The 18,491-nt window shown below is 59.8% G+C and carries 18 protein-coding genes; 15 read left to right on the forward strand and 3 right to left on the reverse strand.

The genetic code is table 11. From position 1 onward, the window contains the following. Window positions 1-118 precede the first annotated feature (118 nt). The 3 genes from ATI02_RS12070 to ATI02_RS12080 all read right to left on the reverse strand — a co-directional run bounded on the left by ATI02_RS12070 (window position 119) and on the right by ATI02_RS12080 (window position 2,460). Entirely contained in the window at window positions 119-781 is a 663-nt protein-coding gene (locus tag ATI02_RS12070; RefSeq protein WP_100846388.1) for a hypothetical protein, read from the reverse strand. Window positions 782-830: 49 nt separating this feature from the next. Continuing rightward, on the reverse strand, window positions 831-1,646 hold the full coding sequence (locus ATI02_RS12075) for a hypothetical protein (RefSeq protein ID WP_095188261.1): 816 nt from the start codon (window positions 1,644-1,646) through the stop codon (window positions 831-833). 142 nt (window positions 1,647-1,788) lie between these two features. Beyond that, window positions 1,789-2,460, reverse strand: a complete 672-nt coding sequence (locus tag ATI02_RS12080) for a hypothetical protein (RefSeq protein ID WP_141233086.1) — start codon at window positions 2,458-2,460, stop codon at window positions 1,789-1,791. Window positions 2,461-2,703: 243 nt separating this feature from the next. Here ATI02_RS12080 and cbiE point away from each other — a divergent pair, with 243 nt between their 5' ends. The 15 genes from cbiE (at window position 2,704) to urtA (ending at window position 18,474) form a co-directional block, all read left to right on the forward strand. After that, window positions 2,704-3,915: a precorrin-6y C5,15-methyltransferase (decarboxylating) subunit CbiE gene (cbiE, locus tag ATI02_RS12085; RefSeq protein ID WP_095188263.1), complete on the forward strand. Its 1,212-nt coding sequence runs from the start codon at window positions 2,704-2,706 to the stop codon at window positions 3,913-3,915. Beyond that, window positions 3,908-5,005, forward strand: coding sequence for a cobalt-precorrin-5B (C(1))-methyltransferase (locus ATI02_RS12090; protein ID WP_100846389.1), 1,098 nt, complete (start codon window positions 3,908-3,910; stop codon window positions 5,003-5,005). The genes cbiE and ATI02_RS12090 overlap by 8 nt, the downstream gene beginning before the upstream one ends. Beyond that, complete coding sequence (locus tag ATI02_RS12095) at window positions 5,002-5,730, forward strand: cobalt-precorrin-6A reductase (protein ID WP_100846390.1); 729 nt, start codon at window positions 5,002-5,004, stop codon at window positions 5,728-5,730. The genes ATI02_RS12090 and ATI02_RS12095 overlap by 4 nt, the downstream gene beginning before the upstream one ends. Window positions 5,731-5,916: 186 nt before the next feature. Next, window positions 5,917-6,219 carry a type II toxin-antitoxin system RelE/ParE family toxin gene (locus tag ATI02_RS12100; protein ID WP_095188266.1) on the forward strand — a complete coding sequence of 101 codons (303 nt, stop codon included), beginning with the start codon at window positions 5,917-5,919 and terminating at the stop codon, window positions 6,217-6,219. A gap of 3 nt (window positions 6,220-6,222) precedes the next feature. Next, entirely contained in the window at window positions 6,223-6,513 is a 291-nt protein-coding gene (locus ATI02_RS12105; RefSeq protein ID WP_095188267.1) for an addiction module antidote protein, read from the forward strand. A 97-nt stretch (window positions 6,514-6,610) separates the two neighbouring features. Further along, the gene (locus ATI02_RS12110; RefSeq protein WP_100846391.1) at window positions 6,611-7,009 is read left to right on the forward strand and encodes a DUF2946 domain-containing protein; all 399 of its coding nucleotides are present in this window, start codon (window positions 6,611-6,613) and stop codon (window positions 7,007-7,009) included. 49 nt (window positions 7,010-7,058) lie between these two features. Then, a complete protein-coding gene (locus ATI02_RS12115; protein ID WP_100846392.1) occupies window positions 7,059-7,538 on the forward strand; it encodes a copper chaperone PCu(A)C in 480 nt (159 codons plus the stop codon). 21 nt (window positions 7,539-7,559) lie between these two features. Beyond that, window positions 7,560-8,006, forward strand: a complete 447-nt coding sequence (locus ATI02_RS12120; RefSeq protein WP_100846393.1) for a DUF2946 domain-containing protein — start codon at window positions 7,560-7,562, stop codon at window positions 8,004-8,006. A gap of 84 nt (window positions 8,007-8,090) precedes the next feature. Next, complete coding sequence (locus tag ATI02_RS12125; RefSeq protein WP_100846394.1) at window positions 8,091-10,211, forward strand: TonB-dependent copper receptor; 2,121 nt, start codon at window positions 8,091-8,093, stop codon at window positions 10,209-10,211. 163 nt (window positions 10,212-10,374) lie between these two features. After that, window positions 10,375-11,754, forward strand: coding sequence for a PepSY-associated TM helix domain-containing protein (locus tag ATI02_RS12130; protein WP_100846395.1), 1,380 nt, complete (start codon window positions 10,375-10,377; stop codon window positions 11,752-11,754). A 150-nt stretch (window positions 11,755-11,904) separates the two neighbouring features. Beyond that, complete coding sequence (locus ATI02_RS12135) at window positions 11,905-14,028, forward strand: TonB-dependent receptor (RefSeq protein WP_100846396.1); 2,124 nt, start codon at window positions 11,905-11,907, stop codon at window positions 14,026-14,028. Window positions 14,029-14,141: 113 nt separating this feature from the next. Then, window positions 14,142-14,930: an ABC transporter ATP-binding protein gene (locus ATI02_RS12140; protein ID WP_100846397.1), complete on the forward strand. Its 789-nt coding sequence runs from the start codon at window positions 14,142-14,144 to the stop codon at window positions 14,928-14,930. After that, window positions 14,927-15,874, forward strand: coding sequence for an ABC transporter substrate-binding protein (locus ATI02_RS12145; protein WP_100846398.1), 948 nt, complete (start codon window positions 14,927-14,929; stop codon window positions 15,872-15,874). Before ATI02_RS12140 ends, ATI02_RS12145 begins: the two co-directional genes overlap by 4 nt. Next, complete coding sequence (locus tag ATI02_RS12150; RefSeq protein WP_095188276.1) at window positions 15,871-16,881, forward strand: FecCD family ABC transporter permease; 1,011 nt, start codon at window positions 15,871-15,873, stop codon at window positions 16,879-16,881. The genes ATI02_RS12145 and ATI02_RS12150 overlap by 4 nt, the downstream gene beginning before the upstream one ends. Window positions 16,882-17,208: 327 nt before the next feature. Continuing rightward, complete coding sequence (urtA, locus tag ATI02_RS12160; RefSeq protein WP_095188277.1) at window positions 17,209-18,474, forward strand: urea ABC transporter substrate-binding protein; 1,266 nt, start codon at window positions 17,209-17,211, stop codon at window positions 18,472-18,474. Window positions 18,475-18,491: the final 17 nt, after the last annotated feature.

Consider the following 18,491-nt stretch of genomic DNA (forward strand, 5'->3'; position numbering starts at 1 on the left):
TGGGAAAGGCGCGGTATTATGCCTGCTTTGTCCGGCCGCATGATAAGTCTGCCCGTCGCCTCGTCAGGTCGAGCAGACAATAGAAGCGTCGCGGACACTTGGACGTCGGGGCACACGCTCAGTCCAGAGCGATGATTTGCTTATGACGCCGTTCACCCAACAACGAAATGATCGTGGCACGGGAAAGGTCATAGTCTTCCGGATCGGCCAGCGCCTTGTAACCATCGACATAGAGGTTACCCAGAACCTTTTCAGAATTGAAACGGTGTCGAAGAACGTTATCGACTATGGGTTCATCGAACTCGAAAGCTATCAACACAACCGTGATGGTCAGATCAGGGCAAACGACGCCGAACATGAACCGTACCCATTTATCCTGATGTACCACATGCTGTTGCAGCTCTTCAATTGCGGGCGCTGCGAGTGCCTGCTCAAGCCGTAGCTGCACGTTTGAGTCCATTACCGAAGCAACCGTTTCAGGTATCCATTCCCCCAGCACCTGTCGCGCCAGTCCCAATAAACTGAAACGGCCAGGCATTGACACAGGAAAGTTTGCATCGGGATTGTCCAGCAGCATTGCACCGGTCACCCTCATCGCCATCTTGTTGGCGCGGGTCCAAGTCTCTACCTGTGTTAAATCGGTAATCTTGTTGGTGGCCGCCGCTTGTGAATAAAGCAAGGCATCCAGACTGTCTTGCGTGTCTGATTCCGACAACTCATCCGCCACCAGAATCACAGCACCTGCGCATATGAACGCTTTGAATCCAAGGGTCTTGTGCATCGTCCACTCCTTAAAAGCCAGAGGTCTGCACCCCTGGCTCCCGTTAAATTCAGGCTTTGCCGAATTCAATGCTGAGTGCTTTTTGGCGCTGCTCGGCCAGTGCCTTGACGATCAGCGGTTCGGCGACACCGTAGTCGTCTTCCGAGATAGTCATGGTGGATGCACCGTTGTAGATTTCAACGCTGGAGCTTGTCCATTCAACAAACAGTACTTTGGTCGGCTGAGCCTTGGCGGTGTACTGCACGGCAGCCACGGCCATCGTAATGTCACCGTCAGCGTCTTCAAAAGAACTCGACATGCAGAAGTTACCGCCGTCGGCCTTTTTCGAGTTGTTTTCGAAAAGCTTCAACGCTTCCGGCTCATTCTTCAGCGCCTCCAGGGTGGCATCCGCTACCGTCGACAGCACTTTCAATGCTGCTTGACCTTTACTGACGGCCGCGCCCACCGCGGTGTGAATGATCGACAGTGCAAGGTTGTCCATGGTCAGCTTTTGCGAAGTTGCCTGGTAGCGGTGATAGGGCTCGCCAAAGACAAACCATCCCGCCAGTTTCATCAGACGCATGAATTCGTTATAACGCTGCTCTTTTTGGTTTGCCGCCGGAAACTTGAGCAGCGCACACAGATCGGCATACATATAAGTATTTTTAACAATTCGCTTGCTGCGCTTGGACATACTTGCGTCGAAGCCGGCAATACCCGAACCCATAATGGCCGCGTTCAATTCATCCTTATCGACAGGCAACGTAGCGCCTCCAGCCATCCTCGGCATAATCACCGGGGGTTGCGCTGCGATAAGTGCATTGGTTTCCTGAATCATCGCAACACGTTGCGCTGCGCTCATTACCTGATTGTTTACTTCATTCATAAAATAATCCCTTCTAATTAATTAAAACGCCGCCTTGGCGTAGAGGCAAAGTAACCGCCATAGAAAAACCAGGCAAGTTCCATTCAATTCAATTGATTTCTAAAAAAACAATAACTAAAGATGCTCCGACCTTTCGCACAGATCAGGACTTCAATGAGAGTTCTATTTCCTTGACCCTCATTTCGCGAACGGTCGCAGTCAACAAGTCCCGATACTTATCCATCTCTTTCGGCGTGGTCACGAAACGCCTGGACTGTAGATCAAGTTGAGCGCTGCTGTGCGTTATGTTCCAGAACAGATAAGTGGAAACCCATTCGTTATTAAGTAACCGCACATTACTGATCACGATCTCCAGTTCCTTATGCACGTTGTACTGTGCAGGGGCAAACCGGAAATCGCCCCACTTGCGCGTGCTGTCGGTGAACACTTCGACTCCGGCAGCGTCGTATTCAAGTAACTGGAAGGTTTCCTTCATCCGCTTGATCTTTTCCCTGCTCAACTGTGTCGACAGTGACTTCGCCCACACGTCTAGCACCGCACCGGAAAAATCATTGTCCGCGATAATCACAGGAGCATGTTCCAGCCCCCAACCGACAGACCAGAGCACCCCTGAATAAAACTCAAACCACTGTGCGGGTTCCCGTTTTCGGTTAAAGAGCTTATCAGCCCGGTATTCTGCCAGACGCATACTGTCTTTGATGAACTGCCGATCCTGCCGGGTCACTCCCGAAAGAAAGGACAACACATTACTGCCCATGACGACTGAACTACTTTCCCCAGAGAGTGATTCAATCTGTTGTTGCGTATCGCTCATAATAAACTTCTCCATTTTTCATTTTGCCCTCAGGCACTCATTCATTGATATCACGCGCACTTTTCTCTCAAAAACCAAGCGACGCACCATCCAATAGCAACTTACCAACAAACAAATCACTTCCTTGAGAAACAACATAAACATTTGATGTCTGATTCCACGCTGAAAATAGACAGCAGTCAGTTACCCGCCACCGCGTTATCATGTCGCCCATTAACGGCAAGTACGCGATTGAGGAACGGCATGACCCCTTGGCTCACGGTTGTAGGTATCGCTGAAGACGGCTTTAACGGTCTTGGTAAAAACGCCCGGCGTGCCCTGATGAATGCTTCGCGGATCGTCGGCGGACAGCGCCAGCTGGACCTGTTGCCGGTGTGCATCCGTGGCGTGCGCCAGTTATGGCCAAGTCCTTTCTCGCTGGCACCGGTACTGGACCGACGTGGCGAATCAGTTTGTGTGCTGGCCAGTGGTGACCCGATGTTCTACGGCGTCGGCGCCAGCCTCGCGCGTCAGGTGCCAAGCGACGAGATGCTGATCCTGCCTGCGCCGTCGTCCTGCTCGTTGGCTGCCGCCCGTCTCGGCTGGCCATTACAGGAAGTGGTGACACTGTCGCTGGTGGCCCGACCGCTGGCAGCCCTCAATGCCCAACTGTTCAGCGGCGTGCGCCTGTTGTTGCTGAGCAATGACGGACAGAGTCCGGGGGCGGTCGCGCAATTGCTCCGTGAGCGCGGTTTCGGCCCGAGTCGCATCAGCGTTCTGGAGCATTTGGGCGGCGCTGCCGAACGGCGTATCGACGCCACGGCCAATGCCTGGAACGAATCGCCGATTGCCGACCTCAACGTGATCGCCGTCGAATGCCTGGCCGACGCCCATGCTCCACGCCTTTCGCGCCTCGCCGGCCTCCCCGATTCGGCATTCGAGCATGACGGCCAACTGACCAAACGCGACGTGCGCGCCATCACCCTCGCCCGCCTCGCCCCGACGCCCGGTGAATTGCTGTGGGACGTCGGCGCCGGCAGCGGCTCGATCGGCATTGAATGGATGCGCGCGCACCCCAGTTGCCGGGCGCTGGCCATCGAAGCCGATGACGGCCGCCAGCAATTGATCGAACACAATCGCGATGCTTTGGGCGTGCCCGGCCTGCAATTGATCCGTGGCCGCGCACCGCAGGCGCTCGCAGGGCTGGAACGCCCGGACGCGATCTTCATCGGCGGCGGCGTGACCCGTGAAGGTGTCTTCGAGACTTGCTGGGAACAACTCAAACCCGGTGGCCGGCTGGTCGCCAACGCGGTGACACTGCAAAGTGAGATCAGCCTGATGAACTGGCGCGAACGCCATGGCGGCGAGCTGACGCGCATCCATGTCGCCCAGGCGCAACCGCTTGGCGAGTTCGACACCTGGCGTCAGGCGCTGCCAATTACCCTGCTCGATCTGGTCAAACCCCTCGATGCGTGACGAAACCGCCGAACAACCCGCGCCCCTGCGCAGTGGCCTGACCACCGGCAGCTGCGCCACGGCCACCAGCCTCGCTGCTGCCCGCCTGTTACTCGGTGGCATTGGCGCCGATGCGGTGCAGATTGTCTTGCCCAAAGGCAAGCAAGTGCAGATGCGTCTGGAGTTCTGCCGGTTGACCGACGACGGTGCCGAGGCCGGGACTATCAAAGACGCCGGCGACGACCCGGACGTGACCCACGGCGCCCTGCTCTATTCGCGGGTGCGCTTGATGGCCGAGCCGGGAATTCGTTTCAATGCCGGCGTGGGCGTAGGCACCGTGACCCGACCCGGACTGGTGCTGGGCGTCGGCGAACCGGCGATCAACCCGGTGCCGCGCAAGATGATCAGCGATCACCTGAGTCTGCTCGCCGCCGAGACCGGCTATGCCGGCGGCTTCGACGTCACGGTCAACGTCGAGGGCGGCGAGGCACTGGCGCTGAAAACCATGAACCCGCGCCTGGGCATTCTCGGCGGCTTGTCGATCCTCGGCACTAGCGGCATCGTCCGGCCATTTTCCTGCGCGGCATACATCGCGTCGATCCATCAAGGCATCGACGTCGCCAAAACCAACGGCTACCTGCACATCGCCGCCTGCACCGGCAACGCCAGCGAAGACACCATGCGCCGGGTCTACGACCTGCCGGAAATCGCCCTGATCGAAATGGGCGATTTCGTCGGCGCGGTGCTCAAGCATCTGCGCAAAGTGCCTGTGGATAAACTCAGCCTGTGCGGCGGCTTCGGCAAGATCAGCAAACTGGCGGCCGGGCACATGGATCTGCATTCACGGCATTCGAGTATCGACCTGCCGCAATTGGCGCAATGGGCAGCGGCGATTGGTGCCGATGAGGTTTTGCAGCAGAGCATTCGCGAGGCCAACACCAGTCAGCAGGCCTTGGCCATGGCCAGTGCGGCGGGTGTCGCGCTGGGTGATGAAGTGTGTCGCCATGCGCTGAATTTCGCCCGCAGCGTGGTGCCGGCGCAGGTCCAGGTCGAAGTGTTTGCGATTGATCGTCAGGGCGCGATTGTCGGGCATGCCGGAGGTTTTGCATGAAACGGATTTTGCTGCTGGGCGGTGTGACTGAAGCGCTGGCCATCGCGCGGACATTGGGGCCTTCGCACATTTACAGCCTGGCCGGTGTGGGCCGTGTGCCGACTGACTTGACCTGCCAGGTACGCGTCGGCGGCTACGGCGGCGCCGAAGGTCTGGCGCAGTTCATTCGCGACGAAGGCATCGATCTGCTGTTCGACGCCACGCATCCCTATGCTGCACAGATCAGCCACAACGCCGCCACCGCCGCGCAGTTGGCCGCAATCCCCTGCTGGGCCCTGCGCCGCCCGGCGTGGCAACCGCAGCCCGGTGATGACTGGCGCGAAGTCAGCGACTGGGCTGAGTTGATGACAGCCCTCAAACCGTTTCGCCGACCGCTGTTCACCCTCGGCCGCGAACCACTGCAACACCTCGATGAAATCCCAGCAGACCAGTTCTGGACCCTGCGCGCCCTCGACGTTTACCCCGGCAACGCACGCTGCGAAGTGATCGGCGCGCGCGGGCCGTTTCTGCTGGAGGATGAACGTGCGTTGTTCGAGCGGCGGCAGATCGATGTGCTGATCAGCAAAAACAGCGGCAGCACCGCGACCGAGCCGAAGCTGGAAGTGGCGCGTGAGCGTGGAGTGCCGGTGATTGTGTTGAAGCGGCCGGGGTTGCCGGGGGTTGATCGGGAGTTTGGGTCGACGTCTGAAGTCCTCGCAGCTCTATCCGTGTCAGATAAATCCTGATTTCGAATTTACTCGCGAATTGGCCGGCAATTTTTTAAGACGCGGCCGACTGTACTCTGCTACAGCTTCCCCCCCAATATTTCGATTCCTTTTATCCAAATAGCCGACACGTCAGCAAACTCCCATCAATGTCCTAACGGGAGTTTGTCGCTTGCCATGCTGTATCCCAAGGAATACGATCCAGACATGATCGACTTTGAACGATCCCGCACATTCGCCGATTGGCTCGACTGTTTGAAAGACACCATCGGCAAAGCTCGAATCATCGCCAGACTGCGAGCGGCGGAGCACGGAAACTTTGGTGATTGCGAGTTCGTAGGCGACACCGTTTATGAAATGCGTGTACATGTCGGCCCTGGTTACAGGATGTACTTCACACGCCGAGGCGAGGTGGTTTATTTGCTACTGATCGGGGGCGACAAGTCGACACAAAAACGAGATATCAAACGCGCCATACAGATGGCGCAAAGCATCGGAAATGAGGAGTAAGTCATGACCGAAAAATTCAGCCGTTTCGACGCTGCAGAATTTCTTAAAACACCCGAAGAAATGGCCGCATACCTCGACGCGTGTTTTGACGAAGATGCGGGTGATGGAGTGCTGATACGGGCAGCACTCAATGATATTGCCAGAGCTCAGGGCATGACCCAAGTGGCACGCGATGCTGGCTTGGGCCGGGAAAGTCTTTATAAAGCGCTGAGCAGCACTGGCAATCCCGAATTCGCAACTATCATGAAAGTCATGAAAGCCTTGGGTTTGAGATTGCACGCTGTCGCTCAGTGAGCACTCTGCGACACCAAACCGCACGACGCTTTTTTACTTATCGGCCCTGATCAGGCTAAATAGCCGCGCCTGATCGCCCACCCAACGGATCTGTCCCATGAACCGACACCGGCTAGCCATTGCCTGGATCGCCTGCTTTGCAGTGCTGTTCAATATGCTTGCCATGCCGATGACGGGAGCGATGGCGCAGGTGGCCAATTCACCGGCCGAGCAATTGCTCTGGAGCAGTTTCTGCACCGGCAGCGGGACGAAGATGGTGGCGATCAATATCGGCACCACGGATCAGCAAGCCCCGTCCGACGACAACCATTCCAACATGCAGCATTGCTGGTGTTGCTCGGGGTCAGCGCCGCTGGTGGCGCTGCCGGGGCATTCGCCGCAGCTGTATTTCGCCCGTTTCGAAAGCAATCGCAGCGTGGCGCCCGCCTCTCTGCAAACACCAACACCGCGCCAGCAATGGCCGAGTCTTAATCCCCGCGCTTCCCCTCTGGTTTGATTTGTTCCCGCATTTGACCTGCGTTTTCAAATCGTTCTGGAGAACTGCCATGTTGAACAAATTCATCGTCATCGCTGCGCTGTTGCTGCCGGCGTGCTTCGCCCATGCCCACGAATACAAGGCTGGCGAGCTGGAAATCGCGCACCCGTGGTCGCAGGAACTGCCGCCCAATGCGCCGACTGTCGCCGCTTACTTCGTGATCAACAATCCCGGCAAGACCGACGACCGCTTGCTCAGCGTCGACTCACCGATCTCGGGCAAAGCCGAGCTGCACGAGCACGTCATGCAGGGCGATCTGATGAAGATGCAACAGGTGCCGAACGTGTCGGTGCCCGCCGGCGGCCAAGTGACCTTCGCACCGATGGCCTATCACGTGATGCTGCTGGAGCTCAAAGACCGCAGCCTGCTCAGCGACGGCAAACGCTTCCCGCTGACGATGCACTTCGAGAAGGCCGGTAACGTGACGGTCGAAGTCGCCGTGCAGAAGAAACCACCGCAAACCACGCAGGCCCACGCGCACGCTCAATAACCGCTCCGGTTGACGACGCCCATGCGCCCGTCGCGCGCCAGGCCATCCTTGCAACGCCGTCAGGCTGAACACCTGACTCGCGGCAGCTGGATCGCCCTGTTCGCCATGTTGATGATCTTTATCGGCCCACTGATTTCTCAGTCGATGCCGATGGATCAACACGCCTCGACCTCCATGCCGATGAGCATGGACATGTCGATGGACATGCCCGGCATGGAGCACTCGGGGCACGACGCCAAGCCTTCCGCCGAACACTGCCCGCCGCAATCCTCGCACCATGCCATGTGGGAAAAGTGCGGTTATTGCAGCCTGCTGTTCAATTGCCCGGCGCTGACCGGCGGTGGTTCATTCGCCGCATTCAGCATCGCCCACGCCAACACCATCACCCCGCCCTCCCCACGCTTGGGCCATGCCCGGCAAACCTTCTTCCCCGGCGCCCGCACCCGCGCCCCGCCCGTCGCAGCCTAATCACCCACCGCTGATTACACACGGTTGAGAAGACAGCTTCAGGCTGCCGGCCGTGTCGTTTACGACTGTTTGATGGAAATTGTCATGTCCAGGTTTTCTGCTGTTCCACGTCTGAGCTGCGCTCAGGCGAACTTCGCTTTGAACGAATCGCGCATTCGTTTCAGGCACGCGAGCGCCGTCCTTTGCGGTGTCCTGCTGTCCCCATTGGTGCTGGCCGATGATCACACCGCACACGCGGATGAACTGAGCCCGACGGTGATCACCGCCATTGCGCCCAGTTCGCCACTGACCATCGTCACCAACCCCAAAGACCCACGCCAACCGGTGCCGGCCAGTGATGGCGGCGATTATCTGAAAACCATTCCGGGCTTCGCCCTGGTGCGCAATGGCGGCACCAACGGTGATCCGGTGCTGCGCGGCATGTTCGGTTCGCGCCTCAATATCCTCACCAACGGCAGCATGATGCTCGGCGCCTGCCCCGGCCGCATGGACGCGCCGACCTCGTACATTTCGCCGGAAACCTACGACAAACTCACCGTGATCAAAGGCCCGCAAACCGTGCTGTATGGCCCGGGTGCCTCGGCCGGCACGATTCTGTTCGACCGCGAGCCGGAGAGCTTTGGCGAGCTCGGCACGCGGGTGAACGCGAGCATTCTGGCTGGCTCCCACGGGCGCTTCGACAAGGTCATCGATGCCGCTGCCGGCGGGCCGCTGGGTTACGTGCGGGTAATCGGCAACACCGCGCATTCCGACGATTATCGCGACGGCAACAACGACATCGTCGCCTCGCGCTATGACAAGTGGAACGGCGACGTGGCGCTCGGTTGGACCCCGGACGCCGATACCCTGATCGAGCTGACTGCCGGCAAGGGCGACGGCGAGGCTCGCTACGCCGGGCGCGGCATGGACGGTTCACAGTTCCTGCGCGAGAGCCTCGGCCTGCGCATGGAGAAATCCAACATCACCGACGTACTGGAGACGCTGGAGGCGCATATCTACTACAACTACGCCGACCACGTGATGGACAACTACACCCTGCGCACGCCGTCCGGCACCGGGATGATGGCAGGTCCCATGGCGTCCAACGTCGACCGCCGCACACTCGGCGCGCGTATCAAGGCGACCTGGCGCTGGGCTGACATTCAACTGATCACCGGGCTCGACGCGCAGACCAATGAACACCGCCAGCGCAGCGCAATGGGCATCGACACCTACAAGGACGTACCGCGCAACAAGGACGCCGATTTCCACAACTACGGCGTGTTCAGCGAGATGACCTGGTACGCCGCCGACCGCGACCGGCTGATCACCGGCGCTCGAATCGACCGTGCTTCAGCCAAGGACTACCGGCAAACCAGCGGTTCGCGAATGATGGCTCGCCCAAACCCGACCGCCGACAACACCCGTGCCGACACATTGCCCAGCGGCTTCGTGCGTTACGAGCATGACCTGGCCGACAGCCCGACCACGCTCTACGCCGGCCTCGGCCACGCACAGCGCTTCCCGGATTACTGGGAGCTGTTTTCGCCCAAGTCCGGCCCTGCCGGTTCGGTCAATGCGTTCGACTCGATCAAACCGGAAAAAACCACCCAGCTGGATTTCGGCGTGAACTACAAGAGTGCCGATCTTGAGGCCTGGGCCTCTGGGTACATCGGTGTGGTGCGTGACTACATCCTCTTTGACTACACCCCGACGATGATGGGCATGAGCACTTCGCGCGCCGAGAACATCGACGCGCGAATCATGGGCGGTGAACTCGGTGCGGCTTACAACCTCACCGATAACTGGAAAGCCGATGCGACCCTGGCTTACGCCTGGGGCAAGAACAGCAGCGACGGCTCGGCCCTGCCACAAATGCCGCCGCTCGATGCACGGTTCGGCCTGACCTACAGCGAAAACAACTGGAGCGCCGGCGCACTCTGGAGGGTGGTGGCCAAGCAAAACCGTATCGATCAGAACAAGGGCAACGTGGTCGGCAAGGATTACGACAAGAGTTCGGGCTTCGGCGTGTTCTCGCTCAACGGTGCCTACCGGATCAACAAGAACTGGAAGGTCAGCAGCGGCGTCGACAACCTGTTCGGCAAGGCTTACGCCGAACACCTGAACCTGGCGGGCAACGCCGGTTTCGGCTACCCGGCCAATGACCCGCAAGCCATCAATGAGCCGGGGCGCACGCTCTGGACCAAGGTGGACATGAGTTTCTAACACCCACCCATGTGGGAGCGAGCCTGCTCGCGAAGGCGTCGTGCCAGACGACATCGATGTTGGATGTGACGTCCCCTTCGCGAGCAGGCTCGCTCCCACAGGGAATGCGGTGTAGCAACCTGAATAAACAACTAAAAGATCCAAGCCAAGCGGAGCAAACGTGATGCAAAAGCCCAAACCCAATTTCTACAATCTGGCCTGGCGCTGGCATTTCTATGCCGGTTTATTCGTCGCGCCCTTCATGGTGATGTTGGCCCTGACCGGCATCATTTACCTGTTCAAACCCCAGCTCGATTCGCTGATGTACAGCAGCCTGCTCAACGTTCCGGCCGGCCATCACACGGTTCCGGCCGATGACTTGCTGCAACGGGTGAAAAGCGCTTACCCACGAGGTCAGGTCACGCAGTACCTGCCGCCGCTTAACGCCGAGCGCAGTGCGCAATTCGTGGTGAAAGATGCCGGCCACGAACTCAACGTCTTCGTCGATCCATACCACGGCGACATCCTCGGCGAGCAGGATGCCAAGCAGAATCTGCAAGCCATCGCCCGCGCCATTCACGGCGAATTGATGATCGGCACTGTCGGTGACCGACTCATCGAAATGGCCGCCGGTTGGGGCGTGGTGCTGGTGGTGTCGGGGCTGTTCCTGTGGTGGCCGCGCGGTCAGGCGGCGGGAATTCTGTGGCCACGTCTGAACAGTCGCGGCCGCGTGTTGTGGCGTGACCTGCACGCGGTCACCGGGTTCTGGGGCGCGACCCTGTTGCTGGTGATGCTGCTCAGTGGCATGACCTGGACCGGCTTCTGGGGCAAGCAATACGCCCAGGTGTGGAACGTGTTCCCGGCGGCCATGTGGGACAACGTGCCGACCTCTGACGTCGAGGCGCGCAGCCTCAACAGTGCCACCCGCCAAACCGTGCCATGGGCGATGGAAAACACACCGATGCCGATGTCCGGCGACCACGCCGAACACATGGCCCACGGCAGCGCAAATGCAGGCCCCGCCGCGCCAACCATCAGCCTGCAAGCCGTGCAGGACATCGCCACTCAACGCCAGGTCGAACCCGGCTACAGCATCACCCTGCCGACCACCGCTACCGGTGTATTCACTATCGCCGTATTCGCTGACGACCCGCGCAACGACGCGACCCTGCACGTCGATCAGTACACCGGAAAAGTCCTCGCCGATGTGCGTTTCGAGCAGTACGGCACAGTGGCCCGCGCCACGGAAATCGGCGTGATGCTGCACGAAGGCAAGATGTTCGGCACCTTCAACCAGATTGTCGTGCTGCTGATCTGCCTGATGATCCTGCTCAGCGCCGTCAGTGGTGTGGTGATCTGGTGGAAGCGCCGGCCACAGGGCAAATTCGGCGTTCCGCCGCTGCGTCATGACTTGCCGAAATGGAAAACCGGGGTGGTGATCATGCTGGCGCTGGCGGTGATTTTCCCGTTGGTGGGGGCTTCGCTGGTGGTGGTGTGGTTGCTTGATCGCCTGCTGTTGTCGCGACTTGGTCGGCAAGCTGAATCTGCCTCACCTTCATCATGAATCAGGCGAGATGCGCGTTTTAGGCAGCTCTATAGAATGCCGGGGCTTATAATCCGGTAATTCTTAGTGTTACTGTATAACGCGAATTTGCCATTCTGCCCGCAGCCAAAAGCTGCGGGCTTTCTTTTGAAGAAGTGATTCTCCACCCCGATGAACAAGTACCTCTTGTCCAGCCTCTGTCTGTTCGCCATGAACAGCGCGCATGCCGATAGCCCAGTACTGACCCTGCCTACTGGCAGCATCACTGCGCCGGCAGTTGACGACGAAAGCGTCAGCCTCACCACTGCGACCACAGCCGGCTCGCGCCTGAACCTCAGCGCCATGCAGACCCCGGCCAGTGTCGAGAGCCTGAGCGGCGAGCAGGTCCGCGTCCGGGGTGATCGCAGCGTGCAGGACGCCGTGTCGCGCAGCACCGGCATCAGCCGCACCGGCACGCCGGGCGATGGCGGCACATCGTTACAGGCGCGGGGTTTTGCCGGGCAGAGTTCGGTGATGCAGCTGTATGACGGCAATCGGATGTACAGCGGCATGGGCACGGTGACCTTTCCGGTCGACACCTGGTCGGTGGACCGCGTCGATGTGCTGCGCGGCCCCGCTTCGGTGCTGTACGGCGAAGGCGCGACCGGCGCGGTGGTCAACGTGATCCCGAAAAAGCCGTTCGCAGGCGAAATCGAAAACCATGTGCGCCTCGGCTATGGCTCCTACGACAGCCAGCAACAGGCCTTCGACAGCGGTGGTTCGCTGAGCGATACCCTGAGCTATCGCCTCAATCTCAATCGCCTGCGCAGCAACGGCTGGATCGATCGCGGCGACTCGTCCAGCGACTTCATCAGCGCCGCCCTGCGCTGGCAGGCCACTGATGATCTGACCTTCACCCTCGCCCACGACTACGGCGACCAGCGTCCGCAAAACTACTTCGGCACCCCGCTGATCAACGGCCACTTCAAGGACAGCCTGCGCAACAAGAACTACAACGTGCGCGACGACAAACAGCACTACAACGATCAGTGGACGCGGTTGACCAGCGACTGGCAGATCAATGATGCCGTCAGCGCCAGCAACGAGCTTTACTACCTCAAGGCCCAGCGCCGCTGGCAGAACGCCGAGAACTACAACTTCGACGCGGGCAGCCAACAACTGAGCCGCAGCGGTTACTTCGGCATCGGCCACCAGCAGGAGCAAGTCGGCGATCGTCAGACGTTCACCTTCAAGCATTCGCTGTTCGGCCTCGACAGCCAGACCGTGACCGGCGTCGACTACAACCGCATCCGCTTCCAGCTCGACAGCAACTCGCCGTTCAACGATGTCTTGCCCAATGGCCAACCGCTGGATCTGCATCATCCGCAACCAGGCTATTTCGAGAGCAGCAATCCATACCGCGACCAGTTCGACAGCACCACCAAACAGATGTCGGTGTTCGCCGAAAACCGCACGCAATTGAGTGAGCGCTGGTCGCTGGTGACCGGCGTGCGTCGCGACTATGTACACGTGGATCGCAACAATCTGGTCGACGATAGCCAAAGCGACAAGACCCTGACCGGCAACAACTGGAAGGCCGGGCTGGTGTTTGCGCTGACGCCCGAGACTTCGTTCTATGGCCAGGTCGCGACCAGTACCGATGGCATCGGCGGGCTTGTTTCACTGAGCCCGAGCCAGCAGCAATACGATCTGTCGACGGCCCGGCAGACGGAAATCGGCCTGAAGCAATTGTTCTGGGATCAGCGCGGCGAGTTCACGTTGGCGGCGTATCGCATCGTCAAGAAGAAGCTGCTGACCGATGACCCGGGCAATCCGACGCTCAAGCAGCAGGTCGGCCAGCAATCGTCCAACGGTCTGGAAGCCAGCCTTGATCTGCAATTGCCGCACGCCTGGCAACTGCTGGCCAACGCGGCGATTGTGAAGGCGAAGTACGACGATTTTTCCGAAGTGGTGAACGGGCAGACCCTGTCGTACAACGGCAATCGCCCGGTGGACGTGCCACGACGCACTGCGAATCTGTGGCTGAACAAAGCACTTACCGATGACCTGAAGGCCGGTGCGGGCGTGCGCTATGTCGATGCACGTTACGCTGATATGGCTAATCGCAATGAGCTGCCGAGCTACACCGTGGTGGATGCGACAATGTCGTGGCAGGCCTTGCGTAACACGACCCTGGGGTTGCAGGTGAACAATCTGTTTGACCGCCGGTATGCGCAAAGCCAATACAATGGCGGGCAGCAGTGGATCCTCGGCGAGCCGAGGTCGTTTTTTATCACTGCTGATTACACCTTTTGATTCACCGGCCCCTTCGCGAGCAAGCCCGCTCCCACATTGAAATGCGTTCCACTGTGGGAGCGGGCTTGCTCGCGAAGGCGTCATCAGCAGCACCCGATGTTTCAGAGTAGAAGATGACCTCACTGACAATCGCCAACCTCGCCTGGACACCCCTGGGCCACGGCCACTGCCATCACCAGTTCCAGCTGCGTGACGCCTCGTTGCGCGTGGCCGCCGGTGAGTTTGTAGGTCTGATCGGCCCCAACGGCAGCGGCAAGACCAGTCTGCTGCGGTGCGCCTACCGTTTCAGTCAGCCGGAACACGGTGAGGTAAACCTCGGTCACCACAACGTGTGGAAACAATCCTCACGCTGGTGCGCACAACGCATCGCCGTGGTTTTGCAGGAGTTCCCCGACGCCTTCGGCCTGACCGTCGAAGAAGTGGTCGCCATGGGCCGCACGCCGCACAAAGGCCTGTTCGACGGCGAAACCCTTGAGGATCAAAACCTCGCAACACAGGCGCTCAAATCAGTCGGCCTCGAAGGCTTCGAGGACCACGCCTTCGCCACGCTGTCGGGCGGTGAAAAACAGCGCGTAATCCTCGCCCGCGCCCTGACCCAGCAACCGCAACTGCTGATCCTCGACGAGCCAACCAACCACCTCGACCCGCGCTATCAGCTGGAACTGCTGCAACTGGTCAAACGCTTGCAGATCGGCACCCTCGCCAGCATCCACGATTTGAATCTGGCCGCCGCGTTCTGCGACCGACTGTACGTGATCAATCACGGTCGCATCGTCGCCAGCGGCACACCGCAAGAAGTGCTCACCACTGAACTGCTGCGCGACGTCTTCGGCGTCGACGCCTTGATCGACTCCCACCCCCTTCACGGCTACCCGCGAATCACCTGGATAACCCGACCATGACTGTGCGTTCCCTGCTTTGCGTCGCTCTTTTGTTGTGCAGTGCCCAAGCGCTGGCCGAGGCCACGAAATACCCGCTGACGGTGCAAAGCTGCAACCGTGAAGTCACCTTCACGCAAGCGCCGAAACACGCGGTCAGCCACGACATCAACATGACCCAGATGATGCTCGCCCTCGGCCTGAAATCGCGGATGGCCGGTTACAGCGGCGTCAGTGGCTGGAAGTCGGTCACCCCTGAGATGCAGTCGCTGCTCGACGGCCTGCCGGAGTTGGCCGCGAAGTATCCGTCGGTGGAAACCCTGCTCAACGCCAACGTCGATTTCTTCTTCGCCGGCTGGGATTACGGCATGCGCGTGGGCGGTGATCTCACGCCGCAGACCCTGCAACCGCTGGGCATCAACGTGTATGAGCTGACCGAGTCCTGCGCTTTCGTGATGAAACGCCCGGCCGCCTCGCTTGAAGACACCTACAACGACCTGCGCAACCTCGGCAAAATCTTCGACGTGCAGGATCGCGCCAATGCGCTGATTGCCCGGATGCAGGCGCAAGTCGCCGAAGTGCGCAAAAACCTGCCGGCCGAAAAGCCGCGGGTGTTCCTCTACGACAGCGGTGAAGACCGTGCCATGACCTCCGGCCGCCTCGGCATGCCGCAAGCGCTGATCGACGCGGCCGGTGGGCGCAACATTCTCGATGACGTCGACGCGAGCTGGACGCGGGTCAACTGGGAGACCGTGGTCGAGCACAATCCGCAGGTGATCGTGATCGTCGACTACAGCGAAATCACCGCCGATCAAAAGATTGAATTCCTGCTGAAGAACAAAGCCCTGCAATCGGTGGATGCAATCAAAAACCAACGCTTCATTGTCATCCCTTATGTGCAAGCCACACCGGGCATCGACAATGTGCTGGCCGTTGAAACCCTGGCCAAAGGTTTCCACGGCGAATGATCAACCGTCGCTACGCCCTGTTGCTGATCGCCCTCGGCGCCGTGTTGTTGCTGTCGTGCGTGGTCTCGCTGGGCTTCGGGCCCGCGCGGGTGCCGGTGGATGTGGTGTGGCGGATCCTGCTGCACAAGGCGTTCGGTTTCGGCGAAGTGAGCTGGAGCGCCGGGCAGGAACACATCGTCTGGCTGATCCGCGTGCCGCGCATGTTGCTCGGTGCGCTGGTCGGTGCTGGCCTCGCACTGATCGGCGCGGTGCTGCAAGCGGTGACGCGCAATCCGTTGGCCGATCCGCACCTGCTTGGCGTCACCTCCGGGGCAACGCTGGGCGCGGTGATCGTGGTGCTGCATGTCGGTGAAATCATCGGCCTGCTGACCTTGCCGATTGCGGCGTTTATCGGCGCCTTGCTAAGCATGCTGGTGGTGTTGGCGATCGCCAGTCGCCATGGCCGGCTCGACAGCGACCGCTTGTTGCTCTGCGGTGTGGCGGTGTCGTTCGTGATGATGGCGATCGCCAATCTGCTGCTGTTCATGGGCGACCACCGCGCCAGCTCGGCCGTGATGTTCTGGATGCTCGGCGGCCTCGGTCTGGCGCGCTGGGAGTTGCTTGCAGTGCCAGCGGCCAGTGTGTTGCTCGGGTTGATCTTGCTGCTGGGCATGGCCCGCCCGTTGAACGCGTTGATGGCCGGCGAACAGACCGCCGTCACCCTCGGCCTGAACGCGCGGTCGGTACGTTTGCGGGTGTTTGTCATTGCCTCGCTGATGACCGGGGTGCTGGTGTCGATCAGTGGCTCGATCGGTTTTGTCGGACTGATGGTGCCGCACATTGCCCGGCGTCTGGTCGGTGCCGAACATCGGCGATTGCTACCGGTGTGCGTGCTGCTTGGCAGTGTGTTTCTGATCTGGGTCGACGTCGCCGCCCGCACAATGATCGCTCCCGAAGACTTGCCCATCGGCGTCGCCACGGCCGCAATCGGCGGGCTGTTCTTCATCGGTCTGATGCGCCGTCGCTGACGCTCCACCTTTCAAAACTGTGGGAGCGGGCTTGCTCGCGAAAGCGGTGTGGCAGTCAATGGATAAGGTGACTGACACGACGCCTTCGCGAGCAAGCCCGCTCCCACATTTGATTTTTGTTTACCACCAGATCGCGCCCCAATCTGGCGCGGCCGCCTGCACCAACGCTCCACGAGCGTTCCTTCATGGTGCACCCAACCCACGCGCAAGCGCTCTAAACCGACATTTTCCTGCCCATCCCCGACCGGGCACAGCCCTTGCAAAACACCCTTCAGTCGTCCGCATCTGCCAACCATAAAAAACTTTAACGTTCATGGAGATCGCACAATGAAGCGTCGCAGTTTGATCAAGGCTTTCACACTCACGGCATCCATTGCCGCGATGGGCATGACCTGGACCGTCCAGGCCGCCGAGACCATCAAGGTCGGGATTCTGCATTCGTTGTCCGGCACCATGGCGATCTCCGAAACGTCGCTCAAAGACATGGCGCTGATGACCATCGACGAGATCAACGCCAAGGGCGGCGTGAACGGCAAGATGCTGGAACCGGTGGTGGTCGACCCGGCCTCGAACTGGCCGCTGTTCGCGGAAAAGGGTCGGCAGTTGCTGACCCAGGACAAGGTTGCCGTGGTGTTCGGCTGCTGGACGTCGGTATCGCGTAAATCGGTGCTGCCGGTGTTCGAAGAACTCAATGGCCTGCTGTTCTACCCGGTGCAATACGAAGGCGAAGAGATGTCGCCGAACGTCTTCTACACCGGCGCAGCGCCGAACCAGCAGGCGATCCCGGCGGTTGAATACCTGATGAGCGAAGAAGGCGGCAGCGCCAAGCGCTACTTCCTGCTCGGCACCGACTACGTCTACCCGCGCACCACCAACAAGATCCTGCGTTCGTTCCTGCACTCCAAAGGTGTGGCCGACAAAGACATCGAAGAGGTCTACACCCCGTTCGGTCACAGCGACTATCAAACCATCGTCGCCAACATCAAAAAATTCTCGGCCGGTGGCAAGACTGCCGTTATCTCCACGGTCAACGGCGACTCCAACGTGCCGTTCTATAAAGAACTGGCCAACCAAGGGTTGAAGGCGACTGACGTACCGGTCGTGGCGTTCTCGGTCGGCGAAGAAGAACTGCGCGGCATCGACACCAAACCGCTGGTGGGCAACCTCGCGGCGTGGAACTACTTCGAGTCGGTGGAGAACCCGCAGAACCAGAAATTCGTCGCTGACTGGAAAGCCTACGCGAAGAAACACAACCTGCCCGGCGCTGACAAAGCGGTGACCAACGACCCGATGGAAGCCACTTACGTCGGCATCCACATGTGGGCGCAAGCGGTTGAAAAAGCCAAGTCCACCGACGTCGACAAGGTTCGCGAAGCGCTGGCCGGCCAGACCTTTGCTGCACCGTCGGGCTACACCCTGACCATGGACAAGACCAACCACCACCTGCACAAACCGGTGATGATCGGCGAGATCCAGGCGGACGGTCAGTTCAACGTGGTGTGGCAGACCGAAGGGCCGATCCGCGCCCAGCCGTGGAGCCCGTTCATTCAGGGCAACGACAAGAAGCCGGATTATGCGGTGAAGAGCAACTGAGCCATTGGGTGTCAGCC

This window comes from Pseudomonas baetica (assembly GCF_002813455.1).
Lineage (GTDB): Bacteria > Pseudomonadota > Gammaproteobacteria > Pseudomonadales > Pseudomonadaceae > Aquipseudomonas > Aquipseudomonas baetica.